25 protein-coding genes and 1 tRNA gene are annotated in these 26,963 nt (G+C 63.1%); 16 read left to right on the top strand and 10 right to left on the bottom strand.

Annotated features, from left to right (window positions below):
- Positions 1–313: 313 nt before the first annotated feature.
- Positions 314–404: transfer RNA gene (locus RFN28_RS22470), tRNA-Ser, on the bottom strand.
- Between the two features lie 441 nt (positions 405–845).
- Between RFN28_RS22470 and RFN28_RS22465 the strand changes: the two genes are divergently transcribed.
- Complete coding sequence (locus RFN28_RS22465) at positions 846–2,030, top strand: porin (protein ID WP_320289413.1); 1,185 nt, start codon at positions 846–848, stop codon at positions 2,028–2,030.
- Positions 2,031–2,629: 599 nt separating this feature from the next.
- On the opposite strand, the gene RFN28_RS22460 is transcribed toward RFN28_RS22465, so the two are convergent.
- Entirely contained in the window at positions 2,630–4,306 is a 1,677-nt protein-coding gene (locus RFN28_RS22460; RefSeq protein WP_320289412.1) for a tetratricopeptide repeat-containing sulfotransferase family protein, read from the bottom strand.
- 115 nt (positions 4,307–4,421) lie between these two features.
- On the opposite strand from RFN28_RS22460, the gene RFN28_RS22455 reads away from it, so the two are divergent.
- The 4 genes from RFN28_RS22455 (at position 4,422) to RFN28_RS22440 (ending at position 8,238) form a co-directional block, all read left to right on the top strand.
- Positions 4,422–5,531 (top strand): pyridoxal phosphate-dependent aminotransferase, encoded by a 1,110-nt coding sequence (locus tag RFN28_RS22455; protein ID WP_320289411.1) that lies wholly within the window; start codon positions 4,422–4,424, stop codon positions 5,529–5,531.
- 285 nt (positions 5,532–5,816) lie between these two features.
- Entirely contained in the window at positions 5,817–6,101 is a 285-nt protein-coding gene (locus RFN28_RS22450; protein ID WP_320289410.1) for an acylphosphatase, read from the top strand.
- Positions 6,102–6,367: 266 nt separating this feature from the next.
- A complete protein-coding gene (locus RFN28_RS22445) occupies positions 6,368–7,012 on the top strand; it encodes a TetR/AcrR family transcriptional regulator (protein ID WP_320289409.1) in 645 nt (214 codons plus the stop codon).
- 62 nt (positions 7,013–7,074) lie between these two features.
- On the top strand, positions 7,075–8,238 hold the full coding sequence (locus RFN28_RS22440) for an isovaleryl-CoA dehydrogenase (protein ID WP_320289408.1): 1,164 nt from the start codon (positions 7,075–7,077) through the stop codon (positions 8,236–8,238).
- A 17-nt stretch (positions 8,239–8,255) separates the two neighbouring features.
- Here RFN28_RS22440 and RFN28_RS22435 read toward each other — a convergent pair whose 3' ends face one another.
- Positions 8,256–8,603: a hypothetical protein gene (locus tag RFN28_RS22435; RefSeq protein ID WP_320289407.1), complete on the bottom strand. Its 348-nt coding sequence runs from the start codon at positions 8,601–8,603 to the stop codon at positions 8,256–8,258.
- 290 nt (positions 8,604–8,893) lie between these two features.
- Between RFN28_RS22435 and RFN28_RS22430 the strand changes: the two genes are divergently transcribed.
- From RFN28_RS22430 to RFN28_RS22420, 3 genes are all read left to right on the top strand, one after another.
- On the top strand, positions 8,894–10,501 hold the full coding sequence (locus tag RFN28_RS22430) for a carboxyl transferase domain-containing protein (protein WP_320289406.1): 1,608 nt from the start codon (positions 8,894–8,896) through the stop codon (positions 10,499–10,501).
- Positions 10,502–10,503: 2 nt separating this feature from the next.
- The gene (locus RFN28_RS22425) at positions 10,504–11,034 is read left to right on the top strand and encodes an O-acetyl-ADP-ribose deacetylase (RefSeq protein WP_320289405.1); all 531 of its coding nucleotides are present in this window, start codon (positions 10,504–10,506) and stop codon (positions 11,032–11,034) included.
- Between the two features lie 154 nt (positions 11,035–11,188).
- Positions 11,189–13,153, top strand: coding sequence for an acetyl/propionyl/methylcrotonyl-CoA carboxylase subunit alpha (locus tag RFN28_RS22420; protein WP_320289404.1), 1,965 nt, complete (start codon positions 11,189–11,191; stop codon positions 13,151–13,153).
- A 37-nt stretch (positions 13,154–13,190) separates the two neighbouring features.
- Here RFN28_RS22420 and RFN28_RS22415 read toward each other — a convergent pair whose 3' ends face one another.
- From RFN28_RS22415 to RFN28_RS22405, 3 genes are all read right to left on the bottom strand, one after another.
- Complete coding sequence (locus RFN28_RS22415) at positions 13,191–13,748, bottom strand: sugar O-acetyltransferase (protein WP_320289403.1); 558 nt, start codon at positions 13,746–13,748, stop codon at positions 13,191–13,193.
- A 100-nt stretch (positions 13,749–13,848) separates the two neighbouring features.
- Complete coding sequence (locus RFN28_RS22410; RefSeq protein WP_320289402.1) at positions 13,849–14,970, bottom strand: ABC transporter substrate-binding protein; 1,122 nt, start codon at positions 14,968–14,970, stop codon at positions 13,849–13,851.
- A gap of 429 nt (positions 14,971–15,399) precedes the next feature.
- Complete coding sequence (locus RFN28_RS22405) at positions 15,400–15,666, bottom strand: sel1 repeat family protein (protein WP_320289401.1); 267 nt, start codon at positions 15,664–15,666, stop codon at positions 15,400–15,402.
- A 434-nt stretch (positions 15,667–16,100) separates the two neighbouring features.
- Between RFN28_RS22405 and RFN28_RS22400 the strand changes: the two genes are divergently transcribed.
- From RFN28_RS22400 to RFN28_RS22380, 5 genes are all read left to right on the top strand, one after another.
- Positions 16,101–16,442: a DUF2147 domain-containing protein gene (locus RFN28_RS22400; protein WP_320289400.1), complete on the top strand. Its 342-nt coding sequence runs from the start codon at positions 16,101–16,103 to the stop codon at positions 16,440–16,442.
- 200 nt (positions 16,443–16,642) lie between these two features.
- On the top strand, positions 16,643–16,777 hold the full coding sequence (locus RFN28_RS22395; RefSeq protein ID WP_320289399.1) for a hypothetical protein: 135 nt from the start codon (positions 16,643–16,645) through the stop codon (positions 16,775–16,777).
- Between the two features lie 49 nt (positions 16,778–16,826).
- Positions 16,827–17,021, top strand: a complete 195-nt coding sequence (locus tag RFN28_RS22390) for a hypothetical protein (protein WP_320289398.1) — start codon at positions 16,827–16,829, stop codon at positions 17,019–17,021.
- Between the two features lie 127 nt (positions 17,022–17,148).
- Positions 17,149–18,609 carry an AMP nucleosidase gene (locus tag RFN28_RS22385; protein WP_320289397.1) on the top strand — a complete coding sequence of 487 codons (1,461 nt, stop codon included), beginning with the start codon at positions 17,149–17,151 and terminating at the stop codon, positions 18,607–18,609.
- A 117-nt stretch (positions 18,610–18,726) separates the two neighbouring features.
- Positions 18,727–19,737 (top strand): endonuclease/exonuclease/phosphatase family protein, encoded by a 1,011-nt coding sequence (locus RFN28_RS22380; protein ID WP_320289417.1) that lies wholly within the window; start codon positions 18,727–18,729, stop codon positions 19,735–19,737.
- A gap of 32 nt (positions 19,738–19,769) precedes the next feature.
- On the opposite strand, the gene RFN28_RS22375 is transcribed toward RFN28_RS22380, so the two are convergent.
- Positions 19,770–20,363 (bottom strand): DUF922 domain-containing Zn-dependent protease, encoded by a 594-nt coding sequence (locus tag RFN28_RS22375; RefSeq protein WP_320289396.1) that lies wholly within the window; start codon positions 20,361–20,363, stop codon positions 19,770–19,772.
- A 311-nt stretch (positions 20,364–20,674) separates the two neighbouring features.
- Positions 20,675–22,354 (bottom strand): electron transfer flavoprotein-ubiquinone oxidoreductase, encoded by a 1,680-nt coding sequence (locus RFN28_RS22370; RefSeq protein ID WP_320289395.1) that lies wholly within the window; start codon positions 22,352–22,354, stop codon positions 20,675–20,677.
- Positions 22,355–22,604: 250 nt separating this feature from the next.
- On the opposite strand from RFN28_RS22370, the gene RFN28_RS22365 reads away from it, so the two are divergent.
- From RFN28_RS22365 to RFN28_RS22355, 3 genes are all read left to right on the top strand, one after another.
- Positions 22,605–23,243: a hypothetical protein gene (locus RFN28_RS22365; RefSeq protein WP_320289394.1), complete on the top strand. Its 639-nt coding sequence runs from the start codon at positions 22,605–22,607 to the stop codon at positions 23,241–23,243.
- Between the two features lie 70 nt (positions 23,244–23,313).
- Positions 23,314–24,231: a uracil-DNA glycosylase gene (locus tag RFN28_RS22360; RefSeq protein ID WP_320289393.1), complete on the top strand. Its 918-nt coding sequence runs from the start codon at positions 23,314–23,316 to the stop codon at positions 24,229–24,231.
- A gap of 243 nt (positions 24,232–24,474) precedes the next feature.
- On the top strand, positions 24,475–25,284 hold the full coding sequence (locus RFN28_RS22355) for a helix-turn-helix domain-containing protein (RefSeq protein ID WP_320289392.1): 810 nt from the start codon (positions 24,475–24,477) through the stop codon (positions 25,282–25,284).
- Between the two features lie 40 nt (positions 25,285–25,324).
- On the opposite strand, the gene RFN28_RS22350 is transcribed toward RFN28_RS22355, so the two are convergent.
- Positions 25,325–25,768: a hypothetical protein gene (locus tag RFN28_RS22350; protein WP_320289391.1), complete on the bottom strand. Its 444-nt coding sequence runs from the start codon at positions 25,766–25,768 to the stop codon at positions 25,325–25,327.
- A gap of 61 nt (positions 25,769–25,829) precedes the next feature.
- A complete protein-coding gene (locus RFN28_RS22345) occupies positions 25,830–26,807 on the bottom strand; it encodes a DMT family transporter (protein WP_320289390.1) in 978 nt (325 codons plus the stop codon).
- Positions 26,808–26,963: the final 156 nt, after the last annotated feature.

The following is a 26,963-nucleotide window of genomic DNA, read 5'->3' as shown; positions in this document are numbered from 1 at the left end:
GCTCGGGTTCCAAGAAACTCGCCATCATCGCCGTCGCAAGGAAGCTCCTGGTCGTCCTCAACGCCATCATTCGAGACAAAACCGCTTTCGCATGAACACAGTTGCCATGCCGTAACATCAATGCGTTGCGACGGTGCAAGATTCTGTTCCGCAGCGTTTTTCGGCCCAGCTCACGGCACGGATCCCAGGGTCTTCGCAACGGAGCTTCGCTCCTGCTTCGCCCTGGAATGACGAAGTCTGGAGACTTCGGAGCCAGGCTTTGCAAGGGATTGGCAGGTGGCCTGTCCTGCGAAGCGCACAGCGCGAAGCAGGATGGCGGAGAGGATGGGATTCGAACCCACGAGAAGCTTTTGACCTCTACTCCCTTAGCAGGGGAGCGCCTTCGACCACTCGGCCACCTCTCCGTCGCGCCGCTGGATAAAGAAAAGCGCGTGCACAATCAACAAGCCGACGCCATAATCGGCGAAAATTCGGCACGGGCGGCAGGGCGCATGGCCCCATGCGGCGATTCCATGGCGATTCCTGCCCGGCGACTCGGAGCTGGCGCCGCAATTTCGGCCGCTCGTCGCCGGATTCGCCCGGCTGCAAGGCCTTAATGGTTAATGAGAACTTTCGGACTGAGGCCAAATCGTGTCATTTGTGCAACAACGTCCGGGGATAGCGTCCGGATGGGGCTTTTGCCGATACGATCGTGGTTGAACGCCGCCGCTGCCTGGGTAAAGGTCTGGTTCGAAGGAGCGGCGCGGTGCGCATCTTTTTCGGTAAGTGGGGATGGGGCAGGGAACGCTGTCCTTCAGCAAAAAATACCCAGACCCGTTTTTTAACTTTTGACTGGAGGTCAGAAAATGAACATCAAGAGCCTTCTTCTCGGCTCAGCTGCGGCCTTGATCGCAGTTTCCGGTGCCCGCGCCGCCGACGCGGTGACCGTCGCCGAGCCGGAACCGGCTGAATACGTCAAGATCTGCGACGTGTACGGCTCGGGCTACTTCTACATCCCCGGCACCGAAACCTGCCTGCGCATCGGCGGCTATGTCCGTTACGACATCGGCCTCGGCGATGTCGGCTCGTTCGACGGTGCGAAGTCGGTTGATCACCAGAATGGCGACGTTCACAGCACCTGGTACAAGAATGCCCGCTTCACGCTGAAGACCTGGACCGGCCAGGAAACCGAGCTCGGCACGTTGAAGACCTACACCGAGACCCGCTTCAACTTCGGCAACCACAACAACTACGGCACGGGGACCTTCACTGACGCCTACGGTGCGCATCCGGCCGGCAACCCCGCCGGCTTCAAGGGCGTTTCGCTGAACTTCGCCTGGATCCAGCTCGGTGGTCTCCGCGTCGGTAAGGACGAATCGGCCTTCGATACGTTCATCGGTTATGCCGGCAACGTGATCCAGGACACGATCGTTCCCTATGGCGACTTCGACACCAACGTCGTGCAGTACTACTTCGACGCCGGCAACGGCTTCTCGGCGGTGGTCTCGCTCGAAGAAGGCTCGGGCATCATCGGCACCATCGACAGCTATGTCCCGCATGTCGTCGGCGGCGTGAAGTGGACGCAGGGCTGGGGCGCCATCACCGGCGTCGTCGCCTATGACGCCAACTACGAAGAAGTCGCTGGCAAGGTTCGTGTTGACGTTAATGTCACTGACGCGATCTCGCTGTTCGGCATGTTCGGCTACGGCACCGACGATAACCTCAACGATCCGGCGAACGCCATCCCTGCGCATGGCCGCGGCTTCTACAAGCAGTGGGGTGGCAACTGGGCTTGGTGGGCTGGCGGTACCTACAAGTTCAACGAGAAGACCTCGTTCAACCTCCAGGTTTCGGGTGACGACGACAAGAACTATGGCGTGGCTGCGAACATCGCCTACGACATCGTTCCCGGCTTCACGGTCACGGCCGAAGTTGACTACGACCACTATGGTCACTTCAACGATCCGGCCAGCTTCACCAACGTGAACTGGACCAATGCCGACAAGAAGAACAGCGTCGGCGGCCTCCTCCGCTTCCAGCGCTCGTTCTAATAGACTTCGCTCCGGCGAAATCGGAACCCGGCGGGCAACCGCCGGGTTTTTTCTTTTCTGTTGGAGTATCCGCCCTTGTCGCAGCGCTGCGCAGGGACCCGCATGCAAGCTGAGTCAATTCCAACAGGTCGCAGACATGTCGGCCAGATTTAGCGGCTCGTTTCGGTGAACCCTTTCAAACGTTCGGAATTAGCCGGAGCCTCACAGCTTCGTCATCCTGGGGCGAAGCAAGGAGCGAACCGACGCAGCGCAGACCCCGGGATCCATGCCCTGACTTGGACGCGCCCCAGCGGCGCAGAATCTGCTCCGCTGCATTCTTCGGCTGTGGTCATGGCATGGATCCTTGGGTCTTCGCTCCGCTTCGCGTCGCTACGCCCAAGGACGACCTGACTGCTGCTCTCCATAGCGTGCGATCTTGCCAACGGAAGCACGATCCGATCCCGTCGGAATTTCTGTGCAATAGCGAAAGAGCGTGTCGACAAGGCTCGACCGCAGTTTTTGCCTTTGGTCTCTTGACCGAGCTTCAAGCAGGCGGAGCCATAGCCGCGAATTGACTACGCGGCTTCCCCAGGACGCCGGCTATAGCCTGGAAACTACTGTCAAACCTCAGCCAGATCGCCCAATGACTCGATCAACGGCTGTATCTCGCTTTCGTAATTCTTCCAACGCTTGACGGACGACTTGTATATCGGCTGGCGAACCTGCCAGCGGCTATAGGTATTTACCGAAGCATCCCGATCGAAAAAGCGCAGGCAGGCATCATCCCAAGGCAGCCCGAGATGATCTAGGAGACGGCGCGACTGCTCTTCCTGGTCTTCGATCAGTGTCTCATACTGGTTTTCGAAGATGCGCCCCGGAAGGACCTTGCTCCAATGCCGCATCAGGCGATCATATTCCCTGTAGTAGAGCCCCAGTGTCTCGAGATCTGCGCTATAGCTATGCGCTTCGCTGAACTGCAAGACAAAACAGGAAATACAATTGTCTATGGCGTCGCGGCGACAGTGAATGATGCGCGCGTTGGGAAACAGAATGCCGATCAGGCCGATCAACTCGAAATTGTGAGGCATCTTGTCGACGATTCGAAGCGCAGCGGGACTCCGCTCGCGGAGATAGGAAAGGTGCTCCGCCGCCAGCGCCCTGCTCAGATCCGGAGTAATCGTCGCGACCGATTTGCCGAGGCTTGCCTTGGAGCCGTCCTTGAGGCCTATCGCATTGGCAATTCGTCTAAGCTTGCTGAGTTCGCCGGCGCCATGAACATCAGGATGGCTGGCGCAGATCTGCTCTGTCAGCGTCGTGCCCGAGCGAGGCATGCCGACGATGAATACAGGCACCTCCGAAGGATTGCCATGAGCGGCCATTGAAGCCACCAGTTCGGGCGTGAAGATTTCGATCATGGCATCGACCCAGCGACGGTAGCTTCCCAGGTCGAATTTTTGGCCCCTGGCCTGATTCCCTTGCTTGAAGTGGTCCATCGCCTCCTTGTAGCGACGGAGGTCGTTGAGAACCTTTCCGGCCGCGTGATGGAGCGCTGCCGCTCCCTCCGGTCCATGGTCCGGGTTTCGGAGCTCCGTCAGGATTGCCGCAAGCTCCGGCGGCTCTTCCGCGAACTTACGCGTGAGTACGAGCGCATTGTAGGCGGCCGGTACCGCGATGCGCCGTTCGATTGACTCTTTCAGATGAACCGCGGCTTCGTCCATACGACCGAGGCTCGCGAGCGCCTGGGGTAACCCTATCCGGGCGAGAGGATGATCTCGGTCGACCTTCAGCGCCTTCTCGAAGAGCGGCAGCGCCATTTCGCCCTTGTCAAACGCATTGTAAGCATTGCCTAAGGCGCAAAGCCCTTCCACAAGATCCGGCTTCAAGTCCAGGGCGTGCTGAAAGTGCCTGATCGCCGGCGTGAATTCGCTGAGCTTCAGATAGGTTTCACCGAGGCTAAGGTGGTAGTAGGGGTTCTGCGGCTCTTCCGCGACCGCACGAGCAAAATACCGCAGCGCCTTCTCGTCGTCGTATCCGAGACCGAGGGTTCCCAGAATATAAAAAGCCAGCGGATGGTTTGGCGTTCTTGCCAGAACCTTGAGACAGAGTTCCTCTGCCTCAGGAAGTCGCTCAGCTTTCTGGAACTCGAGTGCCTGCCTCAACAGCATGTCGTCGGCTTGACTGCGAGTCGGACCGGCCTTCGGTGGTGCTTTGGGTTGCACAGCTCTCGGCGATACCGCCTTAGCCGAGGGTTTGGTTTTGAGGTGCTTTGCCCAGGCGGGCGGCAATCGGTTGCTCATCCTGTCTCGCTAGCAAAACGAGCCCGGAGAATCCAGTCTTGAACGCTCTTCCGCAACTTGCACCCACCCCTCGCCCGCGCTAGCAAGAAGGCCCTTCTCAACCGAGCCTTTTGCCATGCGCCAGCGCCCTCCCCTTACGCCGATCATCGGCGCGCTTCCGACCACGGTGCCGTTCGTCGGGCCGGAGGCGCAGGAGCGCGGGCGCGGGCGGCCTTTTCGCGCTCGCATCGGCGCCAATGAGAGCAGCTTTGGGCCTTCGCCCCGCGTGATCGCCCGCATGGAGAGCGTGGCGCGCGATCAGTGGATGTATTGCGACCCCGACAATTTCGACCTGAAGGTCGCGGCGGCCGCGCATCACAATGTCGGCGTCGAGAACGTGGTCGTCGGTGAAGGAATTGACGGGCTGCTCGGTCTGGTGGCGCGCATGTATGTCGGGCCGGGCGATCCGGTGGTGACTTCGCTCGGCGCCTATCCTACCTTCAACTTCCACATCGCCGGCGTCGGAGGCCGGCTGGTGACCGTGCCTTACGCCAACGACAAGGAAGACCTGGAGGGGCTTCTGGCTGCGGTTCGCCGCGAAAAGGCGCCGCTCGTCTATCTCTCCAACCCGGACAATCCGATGGGAAGCTGGTGGGAAGCGCCGGACGTCACCCGCTTCATCGAGGCGCTGCCGGAAACTACCATGCTGGTGCTGGACGAGGCCTATGGCGAGCTGGGGCCCGCCTCGGCGCTGCCGCCGATCGATGTTGCGCGTCCGAATGTGGTGCGCATGCGCACCTTCTCCAAGGCCTATGGACTTGCCGGCATTCGCTGCGGCTACGCGGTGGCCGAGGCTGAAGTGATCCGCGACTTCGAGAAGATCCGCAACCACTATGGCGTCAGCCGCATGGCGCAGATCGCCGGCCTCGAGGCGCTTGCCGACCAGGACTATCTGAATTCGGTGGTGGCGCGGGTCGACGCCGGGCGGCGGCGCATTGCGGCGATTGCCGAAGAGAACGGCCTGAAGCCGCTGCCCTCGGCCACCAATTTCGTCACCATCGATTGCGGCCGCGACGGCGCCTTCGCGCTGAAGGTGATGCAGGCGCTGCTCGCGCGCGATGTCTTCATCCGCAAGCCCATGGCGCCCGTGCTCGACCGCTGCATCAGGGTCAGCGTCGGCCTCGACCACGAACTCGACATCTTCGCCGAGGAACTGCCGGGCGCGCTGGCGGCGGCGCGTAATTAGCGGCGCGTCGAAGATGCCAATCTCCCCCCTTGTGGGGGAGATGTCCGGCAGGACAGAGGGGGCGCGAAGGAACGCGGCGTTCGTGTCGTCAGCCTTCGATGGGTACTGGGAACTCTCGTGGCGGAAGTTTGCCTTTGAGGCGCTGGCGGGACAGCGCCCCCCTCTGCCCTGCCGGGCATCTCCCCCACTTGGGGGGAGATTGGCTGTCACCTTTGCTTTCGCCAATCTTCATCGTTGCATTTGCCCTCTCCCGCGCCAGATTCGTCTTGAGGGATGGAGACAGCGATGACCGGCCGGAAAAGAGCCGTGCGAGCACGCATTTTGGGCACAGTGCAAGGCGTGAGCTACCGGATGTGGACACGCAGCGAGGCCATTCGTCTGGGCGTGACGGGCTGGGTGCGCAACGAGCCCGACGGCTCGGTCACGGCGCTCGTCGCCGGCGCCGATGCCGCGGTCGACGCCATGATCGAGCGGCTTTGGCAAGGGCCGCGAGGGGCGCTGGTCTCGGCGGTCGAGGTCGAGGAGATGGCGCATGACCAGGCGCCTGCCGATTTCCGGATCGTTGTGTAATTGGCGAAAGCGGCGAAAGACAAGCAATCTCCCCCAAAGTGGGCCCAAATGGAGGAGATGGCCGGCAGGACAGAGGCGGGCGCGAAGGATCACTTGCGTCCAGCCAATCCTTCGGACGCCGACAAAAACTAGCAGCGATATCTAAGGCCGGCGGGACAACGCCCCCCTCTGCCCTGCCGGGCATCTCCCCACAAGGGGGAGATTGGCAGTTTCTACGCTTGAATTAATTGAACGTTCGTTTTATTATCTCTCGCAGCGAGGCACCCATGGCGCGCACCACAGGCTCCGACGGAGGAAAGACCGAGGCGGCCGTCCGCGAGGCGGCGGTGAATCTCATCGCGCGGCTCGGCTACGAGGCGATGTCGATGCGCCAGCTGGCGGCGGAAGTCGGCGTGCAGGCCGCCGCGCTCTACCGCTATTTCCCGACCAAGGAAGACCTTTTGTTCACGCTGATGCGCGAGCACATGGAAGGCCTGCTCGAAGCCTGGAACGCGGCGCGCCCGGCCACTGCCGACCCCGCGGCGCGGCTCGCCGCCTATGTCGAGAACCATATCGCCTTCCACATCGAGCGGCGCCACGCCACCCATGTCTCCAACATGGAACTGCGCAGCCTCTCGCATGAGCGGCTGACGCGGATCCTCAAGCTGCGCGCGGCCTATGAGAAGGAACTGCGCGCGATCCTGCGCGACGGCGCGGAGGCCGGCGTCTTCGAGATCGACGATGTCGGGCTCACCGCCATGGCGCTGATCCAGATGATGACCGGCGTAATCGTCTGGTTCCGGCCGGGCGAGCGGCTGTCGATCGCCGAAGTCACCACCACATATCTTTCCATGACAATGCGGCTCGTCGGCGCGAAGATCGACGCCTACGACGCCGCGCGTCCACGCGCAATGGACGCTGTCGCACTTTGAATGGCGCGTGATCCCTTCCGGAATCGAAGCCAATTTTGGGGTCATGCGCAGGGAGGAAGTCCATGTACACCAATACGCTGAACTTCGGGCTCGATGCCGATATCGAGGCGCTGCGCGACACGGTGCGGCGCTTCGCCCAGGATAGGATCGCGCCGATCGCGGCCGAGATCGACCGCTCCAACGAATTCCCGGCGCATCTGTGGGGCGAACTCGGCGCGCTCGGCCTGCTCGGCATCACCGCCGATCCGGAGTTCGGCGGCAGCGGCATGGGCTATCTCGCGCATGTCGTGGCGATGGAGGAGATTTCGCGCGCTTCCGCCTCGGTCGGCCTTTCCTACGGCGCGCATTCCAATCTGTGCGTCAACCAGATCAACCGCTGGGCGACGCCGGCGCAGAAGGAGAAATACCTGCCGCCGCTTTGCAGCGGCGAGAAGGTCGGCGCGCTGGCGATGTCGGAGACCGGCGCCGGCTCGGATGTCGTGTCGCTCAGGCTGCGCGCCGACAAGCGCAACGACCGCTATGTACTCAACGGCTCGAAAATGTGGATCACCAACGGCCCGGACGCCGAGACGCTGGTCGTTTATGCAAAGACCGATCCGGAGCGCCATTCGCGCGGCATCACCGCCTTCATCATCGAGAAGACCTTTGCCGGGTTTTCGGTGGCGCAGAAGCTCGACAAGCTCGGCATGCGCGGCTCCAACACCGGCGAGCTGGTTTTCGAGAATGTCGAAGTGCCATTCGAGAACGTGCTGCACGAGGAAGGGCGCGGCGTGGAAGTGCTGATGTCCGGCCTCGACTATGAGCGCGCGGTGCTCTCCGGCGGGCCGATCGGGCTGATGGCGGCCTGCCTCGACGTGGCCGTGCCTTACGTGCATGAGCGCAAGCAGTTCGGCCAGCCGATCGGCAGTTTTCAGCTGGTGCAAGGCAAGCTCGCCGATATGTACGCGACCATGAACGCCGCGCGCGCCTATGTCTATGCGGTAGCCGCCGCCTGCGACCGCGGCGAGACGACCCGCAAGGATGCCGCCGGCTGCGTGCTGTTCGCCGCCGAGAAGGCGACGCAGATGGCGCTCGATGCGATCCAGCTTCTCGGCGGCAACGGCTATATCAACGACTATCCGACCGGGCGGCTTCTGCGCGACGCCAAGCTCTACGAGATCGGCGCCGGCACAAGCGAGATCCGCCGCTGGCTGATCGGGCGCGAGATCATGGCGGAGGGAGTGTGATGCCTCCATACGCCACCTCAGCCGAACGCCTTGAGCAGGTCGTCGGTTGGCTTGGCGACGATCTGGTGTGCATCGCGCCACAGCACCTCGCGCTGGCGAGCCGACCTGATCGAACGCACGGGCAAGCCGCCTTCCTCGATGAGCCAGGCGCAATAGCGAGCACGGCTGATCGCTTCCTTGGCGTCCGGGTGGAACCAGCAGATGCCCCAGATCGGGTTACGGCGCTTGAAATACCGGCCAACTCGGGCAGGAATGGGCAAATGCTTATCGAACCAGTCGAACTGGTTCTGCAGCTCACCATGAATCCAATCTTGGCATCCGTTCTGGTGCAAGTACCAGGACGCATGGAAAAAGCCGGTCTCCACCCGGCTCTTCGGATGGATCAGCGGCGTTACAAACCGCACATACATAGTGACACCCACAGCGCTTGCAGGCGCCGTGTTCCTTTTGCTCAAATTCGGGACACGAAAAGCCGCCCTTCGGCGGCGTCAGGCCATGGCCGAAGGGAGACATCTGGTGAAATGCATTGGCATGCCTTTCATCGTCGCCTCCTGAGGGTGTCACTCGTACAAAAGATGCCACGCTTGGCACGCGGCATCCGGGTGCGGGCTGTTACACTGGTTCCGTTGCGGCATCAAGAGGTGTGAGGAACAACGTGGCCACACTGCAAACCCAGATCTCCCCCGCCTCCGACACCTTCCGCGCCAATGCCGAGCGCATGCGGGCGCTGGTCGAGGATATCGCCGAGAAGGCGGCCGGCATCGAGCGCGGAGGCTCGGACGAGGCGCGTGAGCGCCACCAGGGCCGCGGCAAGCTGTTGCCGCGCGAGCGGCTGGCGCAACTGCTCGACACCGGCTCGCCCTTCCTCGAGATCGGCCAGTTCGCCGCATGGTCGATGTATGGCGAGGACATTCCCGCGGCCGGCATCATCACCGGCATCGGCCGCGTCGAAGGCACCGAGGTCATGGTCGTCGTCAACGACGCGACGGTGAAGGGCGGCACCTATTACCCGGTAACGGTGAAGAAGCATCTGCGCGCGCAGGAGATCGCGCTGCAGAACAACCTGCCTTGCGTTTATCTGGTCGACAGCGGCGGCGCCAATCTGCCCAATCAGGACGAGGTGTTTCCCGATCGCGAGCATTTCGGCCGCATCTTCTACAACCAGGCCAACATGTCGGCCGCCAGTATCCCGCAGGTCGCCTGCGTCATGGGCTCCTGCACGGCGGGCGGCGCCTATGTGCCGGCGATGTCGGACGAGACGATCATGGTGCGTAACCAGGCGACCATATTCCTCGGCGGCCCGCCCTTGGTGAAGGCCGCCACCGGCGAGGATGTCAGCGCCGAGGAACTCGGCGGCGCCGACGTCCACACCAGGCTCTCCGGCGTCGCCGACCACTACGCCATGGACGACGAGCACGCGCTGGCCATTTGCCGGCGCATCATCAAGAACCTGAATCGGAACAAGGCTGTAAGCCTCAATCTGCAGAAACCTGTAGCGCCGCTTCACGACCCGCATGAACTTTACGGCATCGTGCCGACAGATTTGCGCCAGCCCTATGACGTGCGCGAGGTGATCGCGCGTCTCGTCGACGGTTCCGAGTTCGACGAGTTCAAACAGAATTACGGCACGACCTTGGTGACCGGCTTTGCCCATCTGCACGGCATGCCGGTCGGCATCCTCGGGAACAACGGTGTGCTGTTCTCGGAAAGCGCGCTGAAGGGCGCGCATTTCATCGAGCTCTGCTGCCAGCGCGGCATTCCGCTGATCTTCCTGCAGAACATCACCGGCTTCATGGTCGGGCGAAAATATGAGGCAGGCGGCATCGCCAAGGACGGCGCCAAGCTGGTCATGGCGGTCGCCACGGCGCGCGTGCCCAAGCTCACCGTCATCATCGGCGGCTCCTTCGGCGCCGGTAATTACGGCATGTGCGGCCGCGCCTATTCGCCCCGCTTCCTGTGGATGTGGCCGAATGCGCGCATCTCGGTGATGGGCGGCGAGCAGGCAGCGACGGTGCTCGCCATGGTCAAGCGCGAAGGCATCGAGCGCAAGGGCGGGCAATGGAGCGCCGAGGAGGAAGCGAAGTTCAGGAAGCCGATCCTGATGAAATACGAGCATGAAGGCCACCCGCTCTATTCCTCGGCAAGGCTCTGGGACGACGGCATCATCAATCCGGCCAAGACGCGCGAGGTGCTGGCGCTCAGCCTCTCGGCGGCGCTCAATGCGGGAATCGAAGAGACGAAGTTCGGCGTGTTCAGGATGTGACGATGAGTGCTCTCGGCGACAGGATCCGCATTCACATCGGCGACATCACCAAGCTTGCGGTCGACGCCATCGTCAATGCCGCCAATTCCTCGCTGCTCGGCGGCGGTGGTGTCGACGGCGCCATCCACCGCGCTGCAGGACCGGAGCTGGTCGCCGAATGCCGGACGCTCAATGGCCGCAGGACAGGCGATGCCAAGCTGACCAAGGGCTATCGCCTGCCGGCGCGCTACGTCATCCACACCGTCGGGCCGGTCTGGCACGGCGGCGGCAAGGGCGAGGCGGAACTGCTCGCCTCCTGCTATCGGCGCTCGCTCGAAATCGCCCACGACCAAGATTGCCGGACGATCGCCTTCCCGGCGATCTCGACCGGCATCTACCGCTTTCCGAAGGACGAAGCGACCGAAATCGCCGTTGCTATCGTAAGCGACTTCCTGCGGCAAAATAAGATGCCGGAAGTCGTTACTTTCTGCTGCTTCGATGAAGCGACGGCGGAGCTATATCGGCGGGCCGTTGCTGCCATTGGGGAAAGCTGACCTTGATGACCAAAAAGACTGCTCAAGCGACGACCTCGGTAGAGCACTCCCTTGGTAAGGGAGAGGTCCATGATGTTGGACGAATCTTTGCCCGGACACACTGGCGGGACAGCGCCCCCCTTAACGCGAAGCATACTCGGGCTGCGGAGGCTCCATGTTCGGCAAGATCCTGATCGCCAATCGCGGCGAGATCGCCTGCCGTGTCATTCGCACGGCCCGCAAGCTAAGTGTGCGCACGGTCGCCGTCTATTCGGACGCCGATGCGCGCGCCCTGCATGTCGAGATGGCCGACGAGGCGGTGCGTATCGGCCCCTCGCCCGTCGGCGAAAGCTATCTACGCGCCGACAAGATCATTGCAGCGGCGCTCGCCACCGGTGCGGAAGCGATCCATCCCGGCTACGGCTTCCTTTCGGAAAACCCCGACTTCGTCGACCAGGTCACGGCGGCCGGGCTGGTCTTCATCGGGCCGTCCGCTGCCTCGATCCGCGCCATGGGATTGAAGGACGCCGCCAAGCGGCTGATGGAAAAGGCCGGCGTGCCGGTGGTCCCCGGCTATCACGGCGAGGCGCAGGAGATCGTGCTGCTCGCCTCCAAGGCGCGCGAGATCGGTTACCCCGTTCTGATCAAGGCGCGCGCCGGCGGCGGTGGCAAGGGCATGCGGCGCGTCGATCACCCGGACGATTTCTCCGAAGCGCTCTCCGGTGCGCGGCGCGAGGCCAAGGCCGCCTTCGGCGACGACCGCGTGCTGGTGGAGAAATACATCGACAAGCCGCGCCACATCGAGGTTCAGGTGTTCGGCGACAATTTCGGCAATGCCGTGCATCTTTACGAACGCGACTGCTCGGCGCAGCGCCGTCACCAGAAGGTGATCGAGGAAGCGCCCGCCCCCGGCATGACGCCGGCGCTGCGCAAGGCGATGACGGAAGCGGCGGTGAAGGCTGCCAAGGCCATAAACTATTCCGGCGCCGGCACGATCGAGTTCATCGTCGACGCCTCGCAAGGGCTGAAGGCCGACCGCTTCTGGTTCATGGAAATGAACACGCGCCTCCAGGTCGAGCATCCCGTCACCGAGATGGTCACCGGCGTCGATCTGGTCGAGTGGCAGCTTCGCGTAGCGGCCGGCGAGAAGCTGCCAAAGACGCAAACGGAGATCGCGCTGGCCGGTCATGCTCTCGAGGCGCGCATCTATGCCGAGGACGCCACCAAAGGCTTCCTGCCGGCGACCGGCACGCTGCATCATCTCAAATTCCCGGACGAGGCACCCGAGGGTGCCGCAATGCGCATAGAGACCGGCGTGCGGGCCGGCGATGCGATCTCGCCCTTCTACGATCCGATGATCGCCAAGCTGGTGTTGCGGGCCAAGGACAGAGCCGCCGCGCTGGCGACACTGCGCGATGCCCTCGCCCGGACCGAGATCGCAGGCTCCACGGTCAACACCGCCTTCCTCGCGGCGCTCGCGGCCGACGCCGATTTCGCGGCGGGCGATGTCGACACCGGCCTGATCGGGCGCCATCAGGAAGAGTTGGTCGCCCTGCCCGCGCCGAGCGATGAGACAATCGCCGCGGCGGCGCTGGCGGCGACCGATGCAGGCGCGCCGGGCCCGGCCGCCGATCCGTGGTCCTCGCTTGCCGGCTATGCGCATTTCCATACGCTCTCGCGGCGCACCCGCCTGCGCTACGGCGAGGAGAACATCCTCGCGCGCGTCTCGGCGCGGCCTGACGGCCGCTTCCAGGTGGCGTTGGAAGCGCCGCATGACGCGATCAACGCGCACGACCTCAGGAACATGCCGCGCACCGCCCGCTGGCCGGGCCACGTCACCGTGTTCGAAGGCGCTGTCGGCTATACTTTCGCGGTTCCGGATCCGCTCGCCAAGGCGGATGAGGCAGCGGCGGCCTCGGGCAGCCTGCGCGCGCCGATGCCGGGGCTGGTCAAGCTGGTGCGCGCAGCAGCCGGCGATGCGGTGATCAAGGGCCAGCCGCTCCTGATCCTCGAGGCGATGAAGATGGAGCACAGCATAGCCGCCCCGCATGACGGGGTGATCGCCGAGATCGCGGCCGAGGGCGCGCAGGTGAGCGACGGCACGGTGCTGGTGCGGTTCGCGGAAGACAACCGGAGCTGAGGTGGCTTTCGGCCGCGCCGGCCTCGACGGACCTCCTTCAATCGGCAATCGAACGAATGACACGCGCCGGATTTCCTCCGACAAGGGTATTCGGCGGAACGTCCTTGGTGATTACCGAACCTGCCGCGACGACCGAGTACTCGCCCACAGTCACGCCCCCGATGATGGTGACATTGGCTGCAATCCAGACGTTTCTCTCAATCACGATGGGCTTTGCGATTACGAAGGCGCGCCGTTGGGACGGTTCGATAGGATGGCCGGAGGTAATGATACTCACATTCGGCCCGATCATCACATCATCGGCGATGTCGATGCCGCCAAGATCATAGAAAGTACAATTCTGATTTACGAAGACATTGCGGCCAACACGGACGTCCCGTCCGCCGGTTGTAAAGAATGGCGGTATCAGCAAGAAGCTGTCGTCCACCTTTCTGCCGATGAGCTCGCTGAACAAGGCTCGCACCTCATCGGCGTCGTTGAACGTCAAAAGGTTGAGCTTGGCAGTGATTGCCATCGCTCTCTTGAGGTTTGCCGTCATCGCCGCCGATTCAGGCGTTCGCCTGGGAATTATCTTGGTGCGATCATCCTTCGCCATTCCCGATTCCCTCAAGGCGCATTTCAAGTGTAGCCACAGGTCAGGCGAACGAAAATGGCCGGGACAAACCCGGCCATTTCCAATCGATCTACAGAACCGATTACGGCTTGATCGGCGCGTATTTGCCGTCGTGCCACTGGTTGATGTCGTAGCTGGCGTTCTTCAGGTCGCCCTTCTCGTCGAAGATGACGTCGCCGACGACGGTGCTGATCGGCTTGCCGTCCTTCAGAGCTTCGGCGACCTTGCCCGGATCGTCGGTGCCGGCGCGCTTGATGCCTTCGGCAACCGCCTGGATCACGGCATAGGAGAACAGCGTGAAGCCTTCCGGGGTGAAGCCGCCGGCCTTGATCTTGGCCACTGCGTCCTTGGCTTCCGGCTTCGCCTGCGGATCCGACGGGAAGACGAACATGGTGCCTTCACCGGCCGGGCCGGCGACCTGCCAGAATTCCGGCGTGGCAATCGAGTCCGGCATGATCAGCTGGAACTTGACGTTCTGCTCGGCAGCCTGGCGCAGGATGAGGCCGGCCTCGGGGTGATAGCCGCCGAAATAGACGACATCGGCCTTGAGCGCCTTGAGCTTGGTGACCAGAGCCGAATAATCCTTCTCGCCGGCGTTGATGCCTTCATAGTCGACTTCCTTCAGACCACCGGCGTTCATCGTCGCCTTGACCACATCGGCAACGCCCTGACCGTAGGCGCTCTTGTCGTGCAGGACGACGACGTTCTTGCCGGCGTATTTCTTGGCGATCCACGGGCCAATGAAGGCGCCCTGCGCGTCGTCACGCGTGTAGAGGCGCATGATCGTCGGCCAACCGGACTTGGCCGCGGCGTCGGTCAGCGCCGGGTTGGACGAGGCCGGGCTCATCATCAGCGTGCCGGATTCGGCATAGACGGCGGAAGCCGGAATGCTCGAACCCGAGCAGGCATGGCCGTCGACGAACTTGACGCCGTTGGCGACGATGCGGTTGGCGACCGACACCGCCTGCTTCGGATCGCACTGGTCGTCCTCGATGTCGAGTTTGATCTTGGCGCCGTTGACGCCGCCCGCCGCGTTGATGGCGTCGGCGGCAGCCTGCGCGCCCTGCTTGAACTGGTCACCGATCGTTGCGAGCTGCCCAGTCATCGGGCCGACCACCGAGATGGTGATGTCGTCGGCGAAAGCGACCGATGCGCCCATCATCAGGCCCAATGCGGCCGCGCTCAAAATACCCAATCTTTTCATGGCAATAAGAACTCCTCCACTTGCGCGCGGCCGTGCCGGCCACGCTTGTTCCTGAGAGCCGGGACAATTCCACCCTTCGCCGGAACTGTCGAGAGGACAATACATACCGCTTTGGTTCATTTCGGCGAGGATTTCTTGGGCCAAGCCGCCATACGCCTGCCACTGGGGAAATGCGCAAAATGCAAAAGCCGCGCCGGCCTTGTCCCGGCCAGTCGCAGCTTTTGCAATCGAGCTTCTCCGGCGCCCCCGCGCACCTGAACCCGCTCGCTTCCCTGTTTGTAGTTGGACCAGGATCTTTTCCACTTTTCGGGATCATGGTCTGGTGCGCGGCTTTGGCAGGTCTGCCTGCCGCGTTCTTGGTCTTACTAATCGGCCGTCTTGCCGCGGCCTTGTTCCAGAAGGGCTGGTTAAGCTCCAGCCCGAAGACGATCAGTGTATCGTCATCCATTCGCGCGCTTCGCGCAGCGCCTTGGCGATATCGGCCTTCGACATCGTGGCCGACAGTTCCGAGCGCAGCTCCGCGGCGCGGGCCGAGCCCTTGATCGCGGCGATGTTGAGCCATTTGTGGGCGGCAACAACGTCGGTCTCACAATCGCGGCCGGTCGCATACATCATGCCCAGTTCGAAAAGAATGTCGGCCTGGGCAGTTGCCCCCATGGCGCCGAAGCCGGCTTCAAGCATTTCAAAACGTGCCATCTCAATCCCCTGTCTGGCTCCCGAGAGCTGCCTCCTTCTGTCCCAGTTGTCCCTTGGGGCGGGCCGCTCTTTCGATGCTTTCGAGGATGAAGCCTGGCCTTGAATCCGTCGTTAAATGACTTGCTTAATTTGAGGAAAACAAAGCTAAAACAAGAGGTAAACGCGCAAAACTGTTAAGCATAGGAACCCAGCAATTCCGCCTTTTTGCATTAAATTCGACGAAAATTTCGGGCGTCCGAATCAAGACTTCACTAACCACGGAAACCGAAGCCGTTTTCCGCTTCCGTTCATTTTCAGTCGCCGCGCGGCCAAAATCCTTACACCCTTCCGTGGCGGCACTGCTTTCGTTTTGGCGGCGGCTGGATTAGCTTTACCTTCGCGTAAGGGACAGAGAGGCGGAACGAGCCCCGCCTGAATTCTGAAGGGAGGACAACATGTTTCGAAAAATGAGCCTGGCCCTGGCGGCCACCTTGATGATTGCGGGTGCCGCATGGGCCGACCCGATCGAAGGCAATTGGAAGACGCAGGCCGGCTCGACCGCGGCGATCGCCGGCAGCGACTCATTCTCGATCACGCTCAAGTCCGGCAAATATGCCGGCAAGACCATCGGCTCATTCAAGGCGGCCGGCGACAATAAGTACACCGGCACCATAACCGACCCGGAAACCGACAAGACCTATTCCGGCAAGGCGACGCTATCCGGCGCTTCGCTCAAGATGAGCGGCTGCGTGCTGGGCGGGCTGATCTGCAAGAGCCAGACCTGGCACAAGCTCTGAGAGCCGCTCGAATGGTCATGTGAAACGGGGCCAGGTGCCCCGTTTTTCTTTTTTGAGCGCCGTTTCGAAGCGCTCTGTCGGCCACCGCGGTGTGGCCTGATCAGGATCGTATCAACCAATTTGAACGGTAGATGAATACCGGTCTCAGAACCGGTTCAGAGGCATTCAGGCATTCTCCTTGCCATTGAAGGAGAAGACCAATGCTTGCCCGCCGCTTCACCATCGTCTGCCTGCTGATGAGCCTCTTCGGCATGCTCTTTGCCATTCTCGTGGCGGAAGCCGGCCGCCCGGCCCGCTCATGGGACGCGGCCAACACCTGCCGGCTGGGCGCATGAACCATTTCAAGCGCTGAAACGACCCATGCTCGAAAGGGGAACGACCACCATGAACCGCGTCACCGCCACTGCCCTCAAGACCCTTCGGCTGCTGCCGCGGGCGATGCTCATCCTGATGCTGCTTGCCGCCCCGGTGCTGGCAGTTCCGATGATGCGCACTCACACGGGTTCGATCATCGAGGCTCCAGCGCCGAAGAAGACAGGCGTCGGCTTCGTGCTGCTGGTCAGCCTGCAGCGCGGCTGACACGGTCGAAGAAAAATTCCTCGCGGGCCCGGCTTCTGGCCCGCCTCCCCCTCCCAAGCGCTTCTCCAAATCCCTATATTGGGCCATGGAAAAGCGAATCTACCCCCAAGCCATCGAATCGGTCGTCATGCCGGAGCCGTTCGGCAGACAGAGTTTCGGCGACGCCAGAAAGGCGGTCGCGGCGCTCGAGGCGCTCTACGACCGCAACACCAAGTTCCTGCGCGATTCCTTCGCCAAAATCGCCGCCGGGGACGACGAGAGCAAGCGCTACCGGGCCTTCTATCCGCAGATCGGCGTCACCACGACCTCGTTCACCCAGATCGACTCGCGTCAGGCCTACGGCCATATGCCGACGCCCGGGCATTTCGCCACCACCATCACCCAGCCGCAGCTGTTCGAGAACTATCTCGTCGAGCAGCTTCGGCTCATCATGCGCAATCACGGCGTCCAGGTCACGGTGTCGGAATCGACAACGCCAATCCCACTGCATTTCGCCTTCCTGGAAGGCACCTATGTCGACGGCGCCGCCGCCGAACGCATCAAGCGGCCGATCCGCGATCTGTTCGACGTGCCGGACCTCGACGGCACCGACGACCAGATCGCCAACGGCACCTTCGAGGTGGCGTATGGCGAGCCGAGGCCGCTGGCGCCGTTCACCGCGCAGCGCATCGACTATTCGCTGCACCGAATGACGCACTACACGGCGACCAGTCCGCAGCATTTCCAGAATTTCGTGCTGTTCACCAACTACCAGTTCTATATCGACGAGTTCGTGGCGCGGGCCCGCGACCTGATGGCGAGCGGCGGTGGCGGCTACAGCGAATTCGTTGAACCAGGCAATGTGGTGACAATGCCCGGAGCCAGCACGCCGAGCGAAGGCACGCCTCCGCAGCGTCTGCCGCAGATGCCGGCCTATCACCTGAAGAAGCCCGGCCATGGCGGCATCAGCATGGTCAATATCGGCGTCGGCCCGTCCAACGCCAAGACCATCACCGACCATATTGCGGTGCTGCGGCCGCATGCCTGGGTGATGCTCGGCCACTGCGCCGGCCTGCGCAACACGCAGGCGCTGGGCGATTATGTGCTGGCGCATGCCTATGTGCGCGAAGACCATGTGCTCGACGACGACCTGCCGGTCTGGGTGCCGATCCCGCCGCTGGCCGAGATCCAGGTGGCGCTGCAGGAGGCGGTCGCCGAAGTGACGGGGCTTTCGGGATACGACCTCAAGCGCATCATGCGCACCGGCACCGTCGCCACCATCGACAACCGCAACTGGGAGCTGCGCGACCAGCGCGGACCGGTGCAGCGCCTGTCGCAGTCGCGCGCCATCGCGCTCGACATGGAATCGGCGACGATCGCCGCCAACGGTTTCCGCTTCCGCGTGCCTTACGGGACGCTGCTTTGCGTCTCAGACAAGCCGCTGCATGGCGAGTTGAAGCTGCCCGGCATGGCGACGGAGTTCTACAAGCGGCAGGTGGCACAGCATCTCACCATCGGCATCAGGGCGATGGAGAAGCTGGCCGAAATGCCGATGGAGCGGCTGCATTCGCGCAAGCTCAGAAGCTTCTCCGAGACAGCCTTCCAATAGCAGAGGCAATCCGTCACCTGCTCAGGCCGCAATTTGGCCGATAAGCAGGCCGAACAGATTGCCGGCGGCATTCGGCAGACCAAGAGCAAGATGACAACAGGCGGCGCGCGCTCGAATATGACGGCTGGGGTGGCATTCCTGGCGATGACGGCACTCTCGGCCGCGCTGCTGGCCGGGTTCTTCGGCGCGCTGCATCCGGCACTCGATTCCTTCTCGCATTTCCGCATTCATCTTAGCATCTTGACGGCACTGCTGGCCCTGCCGCTGCTTGCCAGTTCGTACCGGCTGCAGGCGGCGGCAGCACTGCTCTTCGCCGTCGCCTGCCTCGTCACGACGGCGAGCGCCCTGCCCAGGCTGTGGCCGCAGCCGGCGGTCGCAAGGCCGGCCGATCGGATCGCCTACAGCCTGCTGCAGATGAACCTCCGCTTCAACAATCCGACGCCGAAGAAGGTGCTGTCGCTGATCGGCCGCACCAATCCCGATGTGATCACCCTCGACGAGGTGTCGGGGATGTGGGCGAGAGAGCTCGGCTATATCACCAGCGCCTATCCGTACCGCATCCTTTGCGCCTATCCCAATGGCATATTCGGCGTCGCGCTGCTGTCGCGGCGGCCCTTTGCCGCCGGCACCGCGCCGCATTGCGAGCCGCGTGGCGCGATGGCGACCGCAACGATCGATTTCGGCGGCACCGGCGTCGACGTCGCCGCGATCCATTTGAGCTGGCCCTGGCCGCGCGAGCAGTCCTGGCAGATAGGCGAGCTGGCGGCGCCGCTTGCCGCCCTCGGCGAAACCGCGATCATGGCCGGCGATTGCAACGCCGTGCCGTGGAGCGCGGCGGTAAGGCGCGTCGCCGCGCTCGGCGGGCTGTCCGTGATGCCGTCGGCGGGATCGACCTGGATCTACAGGAAATTGCCCGACTTCCTACGGCGCTATGCAGGCCTGCCGATCGACCAGGTGTTCAGCAAGGGCGGCGTGACGATCCATTCGGCGACGCGGCTGGAAGACACCGGCTCGGATCATCTGCCGGTGCTGGTGGAGTTCTCGGTGCGGCCCGACGACAGACAGCCTGAGGACAAGCATGTGTCGGCGCTGGCGGCGAATGCACAACTTGGCAAGACGGGCGGTTAGCGTCGCATTCCTTCGCGCCCCCCTCTGCCCTGCTAAGGCTTCATCAACGCCGCAATCAGATGCTCGACATGGCCGCCGTCGCGGTGCTCACGGGCATCGAAAGCGTTTTGCTTGGCCTCGTATTCGGCATAGGCGGCCTGGATACGACGGCGCGCCTCGCTGCGCGTCTTATAGCAGGAGGGATCGTCGGCGACCGTGATACCGGTGATCGACCGCTCGGTGACGCGCATCATCTCCCTGGCGACGCGGCCGTGGGTCTCCTCATGGGCACGCACCCCGGCGAAGAACTGGTTCCAGCGCTTCTTCAGTGCCGGCGTCACCAGCGATGCGACGCGCGGAAAAGTGTAGGTGAGATTGAGCGTGCCGTTTGCCTGCCGTATCCGGCAGGAACCCTGGTCCTGGACAACGCCAAGCTCCCAGTCGACCGTATAGGCGGTCTGGGCGATAGCATGCGTCATGAAGCCATGCTTGGGACCTTTGCTGTCCATGGCCTCGATCAGCGCCGCGCCGGAATTGCCGGCAATGTCGTAGGTGTGTGTCTGGACCAGCACTCGGGTGCCGGCCGAAGCCTGCGGCGCGCACAGCGCGCCCATGGCGACAAGGCATGTCAGAACCGCCAAGCGCATGGCTGTCTCCTCCCTATCCTCCGGGAAAGGAAACACAAGCAGGCGGCGGATTCAACGGCCTTGAGGTTGCGCTGTCGCAACCTGCACCGCCGCAGGCGCCGACCCTTTGCTCACGGTATGGGTGAAGGGCAGCGCAAGGCCTTTGGCAATTGCCCTCTACGTGCCTTGGTGGACCGGCCTTCGCCGGCATTTTCCTTTGGCAGCGGTCGAGACGGCCCGGCCGGGCGTGGGGCTCACATGCCCTGGTAGACCGGGCCTTCGCCGGCATTTTCCTTTGGCGGCGGTCGAGACGGCCCGGTCGGGCGTGGGGCTCACATGCCCTGGTAGACCGGGCCTTCGCCGCCTTGTGGCGGCACCCAGTTGATGTTCTGGTTCGGGTCCTTGATGTCGCAGGTCTTGCAGTGGACGCAGTTCTGCGCGTTGATGACGAAGCGCACATCCTTGGCCGACGGATCGGCGGCGGCATTGCCGTCCTTGTCCACCCATTCATAGACGCTGGCCGGGCAGTAGCGGGTCGAGGGTCCTGCGAAGACATCGTGCTCGGAGCGCTGCTGCAGCGCCGCGTCGCCGACGATAAGGTGGACAGGCTCGTTTTCCTCATGGTTGGTGTTGGACAGGAACACCGAGGAGAGCCGGTCGAAGGTCAAGACGCCATCCGGCTTCGGATAGGCGATCTTCTGATGCTTGGACGCTGGCTCGAGCGTCGCATAATCGGCCTTGCCGTGCTTCAGCGTGCCGAAGGGCGAGAAGCCGAACAGCGTGTTCAGCCACATGTCGAGGCCGCCGATGCCGACGCCGACGACGGTGCCGAAGCGCGACCACAGCGGCTTGACGTTGCGCACCTTTTTCAGGTCCTTGCCGATGTCGCTGCCGCGCCAGGCTCCTTCATAAGAGGCAAGCTCGTCATTGGCGCGGCCGGCAGCGATGGCGTCCGCGACATGCTCGGCCGCCAGCATGCCGGACAGCACCGCATTGTGCGAGCCCTTGATGCGCGGCACATTGACGAAGCCTGCCGCGCAGCCCATCAGCACGCCGCCCGGGAAGGAGAGCTTTGGCACCGACTGCCAGCCGCCCTCGGTGATGGCGCGCGCGCCATAGCCGATCCGTTTGGCGCCCTCAAAGGTGCCCCTGATTGCCGGATGCGTCTTGAAGCGCTGGAACTCCTCGAAGGGCGAGAGCCAGGGATTCTTGTAGTTGAGGTGGACGACGAAGCCGACCGCAACCTGGTTGTCCTCCAGATGGTAGAGGAAGGAGCCGCCGCCGGTCTTCATGTCGAGCGGCCAGCCGAAGGAATGCTGCACCAGCCCCGGCTTGTGGTTCTCCGGCTTGACCTGCCAGAGTTCCTTGAGGCCGATGCCGTATTTGCCGGGTTCGCGGCCTTCGGAAAGTTTGTATTTGGCGATCAGCTGCTTGGCTAAAGAGCCGCGCGCGCCCTCGCCGATCAGCACATATTTGCCCATCAGCGCCATGCCGGGCGCGTAAGCCGGGCCATGCGTGCCGTCCTTCTCAACGCCCATGTCGCCGGTGATGACGCCGGTGACGGCGCCCGCCTCGTTGTAGACGAGGCTTACCGCGGCAAAGCCCGGATAGATCTCGACGCCGAGCGCCTCGGCCTTGGTCGCCAGCCAGCGGCAGACATTGCCGAGCGAGACGATGAAGTTGCCGTGATTGTTCATCAGCGGCGGCATCAGGAAGTTGGGCAGGCGGAACGAGCCGGCGGGACCCAGCACCAGGAAATGATCGTCGGTGACGGGCGTCTTGAGCGGATGCCCCTCCTCCTCGCGCCAGCCCGGCAGCAGGCGGTCGATGCCGACCGGATCGACCACGGCGCCGGACAGGATATGGGCGCCGACCTCGCCGCCCTTTTCCAGCACGACCACGGAAAGGTCGGGATTGAGCTGCTTCAAACGGATCGCCGCGGCAAGGCCGGCCGGACCGGCGCCGACGATCACCACGTCGAATTCCATGCTCTCGCGTTCGATTTCGCTCATCGGCCTCTCACTGGCTCGCCATATTCTAGCATTCTGCTGGCTCACGCGCTGCATAGCGCATCAATTCGCGACGCGAAACGGGTGCTGTCGTGACAAAGCCGATTTCGACAAAAAGTCGCGGTTTTGCGCGCTGAAGACTCTTCCGTGACAGCCAGGCAAAGCATCGGCCGCGGCAATTCGATTGGAAGCGGAGCCGGCCGGCGCACGTTTTTAATTGTTCGACGGCTTGCTTATTGGCAATACTTGACCCATGCGCACTCTCGAGCCATCCGGCTTTTCATTGAAGCGCTTACTCTTCACGCCCGGCGTGCTCTGCCGCGCGGTTCTTCCGCTCCTCTTTTCGCTTGGCACCGCCCAGGCCGATCCGCAGAAAGTGTGGGCGACCGGCGCCTATTCCTTTTCCGACGAGCTCGGCGGCTTCCGCATCACCGGCGCCTCCGGAATCGGTACCAAGGAGGACCCGCTGGTCGTTACGGAAGAGCTCAATTCGGCGACACCGGTGACGTTGACAATCCGCGCCACCCGGCCGATCGAGGCCTTCGGCAAGGTGGGCGACTTCGCCAATGGCGTCATGTACATGCGCATCGACGTTCTCAACAACAGCGCGCTGCCCTGGGTGGAATTCCAGTTCGAGCTGCAGGAGATCCTCGACCAGCCGAGCGTGTTCGGCGATGGTCTCTCCTTCGACCAGCGCAACAAGACGCCCGACAACATCGCCTCGAGCAATTTCGCCGATTTCGACCGCGAGTTCGAACCCTACGACCGGCTCTTGTTCAAGAACGGCAAGGTCGACCCGCTGAAGACGGCGACCTTCGAGTTCCTGATCACCGACTACACCCCGCGTTGGACGTTCTATCTGGTGCAGGATCCGCGGATTCCGACGGGGTAATCTTCCCTCTCGAGGGGGAGATTGCGTCGCCGAGGTTGCAATTCACCACCGCGCGGACAATGGTGGCGCCATGACTGCCGCCTCTCCCAACAACCCGGTCGATATCGCCGAGCTGCTCGCCTTCTATGCCAGCGCCGGCGTCGACGAGGCGCTGGAAGACGCGCCCATCAACCGGTTCGCGGAGGTGCGACCGAAGCAGGCCGAGCGCGCGCCGGTGCCGGCCGCACCCGTTCGTGAAAGCCGGTCCGACAGGCGACCGCCACCTCAGTCGGGCCCGGAATCAAGCAAGGCGCCGGAGACATCGGCAGCGTCATTCAGCCTGGACGCGAGCAAGATCCCGGACGCCCCCGCTCGACCCGCCACCGCCGCGGTGCCCGACGAAGGGCAGGTCCTGCTCGCCCGGCAGCTGGCGGCGAGCGCTTCGACGCTTGAGGAATTGCGCCAGCATATGGCGGCCTTCGACGGCTGCAATCTGAAATTCACCGCCAAGAACCTGGTCTTCGCCGATGGCAATCCCAATGCCGAGCTGATGCTGGTCGGCGAGGCGCCGGGCCGCGACGAGGACCTCGAAGGCCTGCCCTTCGTCGGCCGCTCAGGACGGCTGCTCGACCGCATGCTGGCGGCGATCGGCCGCGACCGCAATTCCGCCTATATCGCCAACGTCATCCCGTGGCGGCCGCCGGGAAACCGCACACCGACACCGCACGAGACCGAGATCTGCCGGCCCTTCATCGAAAGGCAGATCGAGCTGGTCAATCCGAAGGTGCTGATCAATCTCGGCGGGCCGTCGGCCAAGACCCTGCTCAACACGACGGAGGGGATCTTAAGACTGCGCGGCAACTGGCGCGTCCACACGACCGCATCGGGCACGGCCATTCCCGCCATGCCCACACTGCACCCGGCCTACCTGCTGAGGACACCGGCGCACAAGAAGCTGGCCTGGCGGGATTTCCTCGAGGTGAAGGCGAGGTTGAGGGCGCTGGGATGACGCCTCCCTTCTCCCCTTGTCGGAGAAGGTGATCGGCGCGCAGCGCCGAGACGGATGAGGGGTGTTCCAGCTTGGCGGCGACTTTCGTCGCTAAGGCGTATCGTGCCAAATTTCCATCGTCTCACTCTGGCCAGCACCCCTCATCCGTCGCCTTCGGCGACACCTTCTCCCACAAGGGGAGAAGGGGGAGCTATGACCTCCCAGGTAATTGAAACGAGACGCCCGCCGCCCTACTCATCCCTCATGACCACATCCGAAATCTCCGCCGGCAGCCTCATTCGCGAATGGCGTACGCGCCGCCGCATGAGCCAGCTCGACCTCGCTATGGAAGCCGATATCTCGCAGCGGCATCTTTCCTTCGTCGAAAGCGGGCGCGCCCAGCCATCGCGCGAGATGGTGCTGCATCTGGCCGAGCAGCTCTCGATCCCGCTGCGCCAGCGCAACCAGCTCCTGCTCGCGGCAGGCTTCGCGCCGAGCTTCAGCGAAAGGCCGCTGACCGATGCGACGCTGGCACCGGCGCTTGCCGCGGTCGAGACGGTGCTCAAGGGCCACGAGCCCTTCCCGGCGCTGGCCGTGGACCGGCACTGGAACCTTGTCTCCGCCAACGCGGCGATCGGCCCGTTTCTCGCCGATGTTTCCGAGCCGGCGCTGCTCAAGCCGCCGGTCAATGTGCTCAGGCTCAGCCTGCATCCGAGTGGTGTGGCGCCGCGCATCGTCAATCTCGCGGAATGGCGGGCGCATCTTTTGGAGCGCCTGAAGCACCAGAACGACGCCACCGGCGATCCAGTGCTGATCGAGCTGGAACGCGAGCTGCGCGCCTATCCGTCCGGGCTGAGGAGCAGCCGGCCAGCGCCGGTCGAGCCGAGTGGCATCGTCCATCCGCTCAGACTCGCGCATGGCGATGCGGTGCTCTCCTTCATCAGCACCATCACCGTGTTCGGCACGCCACTCGATGTCACGCTGTCGGAACTGGCGATCGAATCTTTTTTCCCTGCCGACGAGCAGACGCGGACGGTGCTGGTGCGGCTGGCGAAGGAACGGGCGACACGATAAACGGCTAGCTGCAAACGGCTAGCTGCGTGTCAGCCGCCGGTCACGAATCTTGCGACCCACAAATCTCGGCAACCCACCGATCTTCCGGATAGGTCTTCAAAAGATGCAAAATATTCTCCTGATCGGTATAGCCGAGCAGCTTTCCTACTAACCATTCGAATTGTGGCGACCAGGCATTGCGGTGGAGAAGCTCGATCAGCAGCCAATACGCTTCGACCCGCCATTCCTCGCCCTTGAGCGTGTAAAACCAGTAATCGATATCCAACGCAGCACCGCTCGGCAGAGAGATCGTGATGGTCTTCACATGCTCCGAAAGCGTCCCGTCTGCGATGTGCGGCGCGAAGTCCTGATTGGCTAGTGCGTCAGATTTTTCGAACCCGTCCACCCGCTCATGAGCAAACACAGCCAACGGCTTGGCTCCGGCAAGCACCATCGCAAGTTCTCGGTTCGTGTGCAGGACGTAAGGGCGCTCTTTGCCATTCATTTTCAAATTCCTCATCGACTGAGAAACATCAGTGAACTTGATGACATACCGGCGATCTCGTTCACCCCTGCGGCGGAGTGGCTCTCCGGGTGCGCGTGCGCTCGAGGCCAAGTTGCCTTTCGCGCCAGATGATGAAGATGCCGGCGGCCACCACGATGACGCCGCCGATCAGCGTGTTCAGCGACGTGACATCGCCGAACACGAAATAGCCGACCACGACGCCGAGGATCATCGAGGTGTATTCGAAGGGCGCCACGACGGAAGCCTCGGCATGGCGGTAGGCGGACGTCATCAGGATCTGGCCGAGCCCGCCGCAGAAGCCGGCGGCGATCAGCAGGGCGGCCTGAGCCGGAGTGAGCATCTGCCAGCCGAAAGGCAGCGTGAAGAGCGCGAGCGCGCTCGCCGTCGAGGAGAACCACAGCACGATGGTCGCCGTCTTCTCGGTCTGCACGAGATTGCGCACGAGCAACATGGCGACGGCCGAGATCGCCGCGGCGATCAGGGCCGCCATCACGCCCAGCACCTCCTGGTCGTCGAGCGCCTCGTCCGAATTCAACAGCGTCAGTTCCGGCCAGGAGATGATGAGCACGCCGATGAGGCCGACGGCGACCGCGCTCCAGCGGTAGACCCGGATCGACTCGCCGAGGAAGACCGAGGAGAACACCACGACCAAGAGCGGCTGCGCGTAATTGAGCGTGATCGCTTCCGGCAGCGGCAGCCTGGTCAGCGCGACGAAGCCGAGCCCCATAGCGCCGACACCGACGACGCCGCGCGCGATGTGGTTGAACGGCCGTTTCGTCGCGAATGCCGTGTCGAGCTGTCCCTTGAAGGCAAGGAAGGCGACGATCGGGAATATGGCGAAGAAGGAGCGGAAGAAGACGATCTGGCCCGCGGGCACGGAGCCTGCCGCCTTGATGCAGGTCGACATGCCGACGAAGACCGCCACCGAGACGATCTTCAGCGCGATGCCGCGCAGCGTGCCGTGGCCGCCGGCGTGATCGCCGGGCGCTTCGCTATCCGATCCCGCTCCGGTGCTCACTTTGCCACCGCGTCCCGGATCGCCGCCCGGAAGCGCGCGGGCGGCAGCACGGCTGCGCCCATGCCGAGTTTCGGTGTGACGACGGTCATCCCTGCCTCGTGACGATGATCGGAGAACGAAGCCCAGAAATAGACCCCGGCGCAGTTTTGTCGAGTG

The organism is Mesorhizobium album, from assembly GCF_033977205.1.
GTDB lineage: Bacteria > Pseudomonadota > Alphaproteobacteria > Rhizobiales > Rhizobiaceae > Mesorhizobium > Mesorhizobium album.
Note: the sequence above shows the minus strand (reverse complement) of the source record. Positions and strands in the feature narration are given on the sequence as shown.

Bases quoted from the DNA above. Each gene is read 5' to 3' on its own strand.
- RFN28_RS22440 (WP_320289408.1), top strand. From the start codon at position 7,075: ATGTACACCAATACGCTGAACTTCGGGCTCGATGCCGATATCGAGGCG.
- RFN28_RS22465 (WP_320289413.1), top strand. From the start codon at position 846: ATGAACATCAAGAGCCTTCTTCTCGGCTCAGCTGCGGCCTTGATCGCA.
- RFN28_RS22365 (WP_320289394.1), top strand. From the start codon at position 22,605: ATGCGCACTCTCGAGCCATCCGGCTTTTCATTGAAGCGCTTACTCTTC.
- RFN28_RS22400 (WP_320289400.1), top strand. From the start codon at position 16,101: ATGTTTCGAAAAATGAGCCTGGCCCTGGCGGCCACCTTGATGATTGCG.
- RFN28_RS22360 (WP_320289393.1), top strand. From the start codon at position 23,314: ATGACTGCCGCCTCTCCCAACAACCCGGTCGATATCGCCGAGCTGCTC.
- RFN28_RS22455 (WP_320289411.1), top strand. From the start codon at position 4,422: ATGCGCCAGCGCCCTCCCCTTACGCCGATCATCGGCGCGCTTCCGACC.
- RFN28_RS22415 (WP_320289403.1), bottom strand. From the start codon at position 13,748: ATGGCGAAGGATGATCGCACCAAGATAATTCCCAGGCGAACGCCTGAA.
- RFN28_RS22410 (WP_320289402.1), bottom strand. From the start codon at position 14,970: ATGAAAAGATTGGGTATTTTGAGCGCGGCCGCATTGGGCCTGATGATG.
- RFN28_RS22460 (WP_320289412.1), bottom strand. From the start codon at position 4,306: ATGAGCAACCGATTGCCGCCCGCCTGGGCAAAGCACCTCAAAACCAAA.
- RFN28_RS22380 (WP_320289417.1), top strand. From the start codon at position 18,727: ATGACGGCTGGGGTGGCATTCCTGGCGATGACGGCACTCTCGGCCGCG.
- RFN28_RS22350 (WP_320289391.1), bottom strand. From the start codon at position 25,768: ATGAATGGCAAAGAGCGCCCTTACGTCCTGCACACGAACCGAGAACTT.
- RFN28_RS22425 (WP_320289405.1), top strand. From the start codon at position 10,504: ATGAGTGCTCTCGGCGACAGGATCCGCATTCACATCGGCGACATCACC.
- RFN28_RS22355 (WP_320289392.1), top strand. From the start codon at position 24,475: ATGACCACATCCGAAATCTCCGCCGGCAGCCTCATTCGCGAATGGCGT.
- RFN28_RS22385 (WP_320289397.1), top strand. From the start codon at position 17,149: ATGCCGGAGCCGTTCGGCAGACAGAGTTTCGGCGACGCCAGAAAGGCG.
- RFN28_RS22405 (WP_320289401.1), bottom strand. From the start codon at position 15,666: ATGGCACGTTTTGAAATGCTTGAAGCCGGCTTCGGCGCCATGGGGGCA.
- RFN28_RS22375 (WP_320289396.1), bottom strand. From the start codon at position 20,363: ATGCGCTTGGCGGTTCTGACATGCCTTGTCGCCATGGGCGCGCTGTGC.
- RFN28_RS22395 (WP_320289399.1), top strand. From the start codon at position 16,643: ATGCTTGCCCGCCGCTTCACCATCGTCTGCCTGCTGATGAGCCTCTTC.
- RFN28_RS22370 (WP_320289395.1), bottom strand. From the start codon at position 22,354: ATGAGCGAAATCGAACGCGAGAGCATGGAATTCGACGTGGTGATCGTC.
- RFN28_RS22445 (WP_320289409.1), top strand. From the start codon at position 6,368: ATGGCGCGCACCACAGGCTCCGACGGAGGAAAGACCGAGGCGGCCGTC.
- RFN28_RS22450 (WP_320289410.1), top strand. From the start codon at position 5,817: ATGACCGGCCGGAAAAGAGCCGTGCGAGCACGCATTTTGGGCACAGTG.
- RFN28_RS22390 (WP_320289398.1), top strand. From the start codon at position 16,827: ATGAACCGCGTCACCGCCACTGCCCTCAAGACCCTTCGGCTGCTGCCG.
- RFN28_RS22420 (WP_320289404.1), top strand. From the start codon at position 11,189: ATGTTCGGCAAGATCCTGATCGCCAATCGCGGCGAGATCGCCTGCCGT.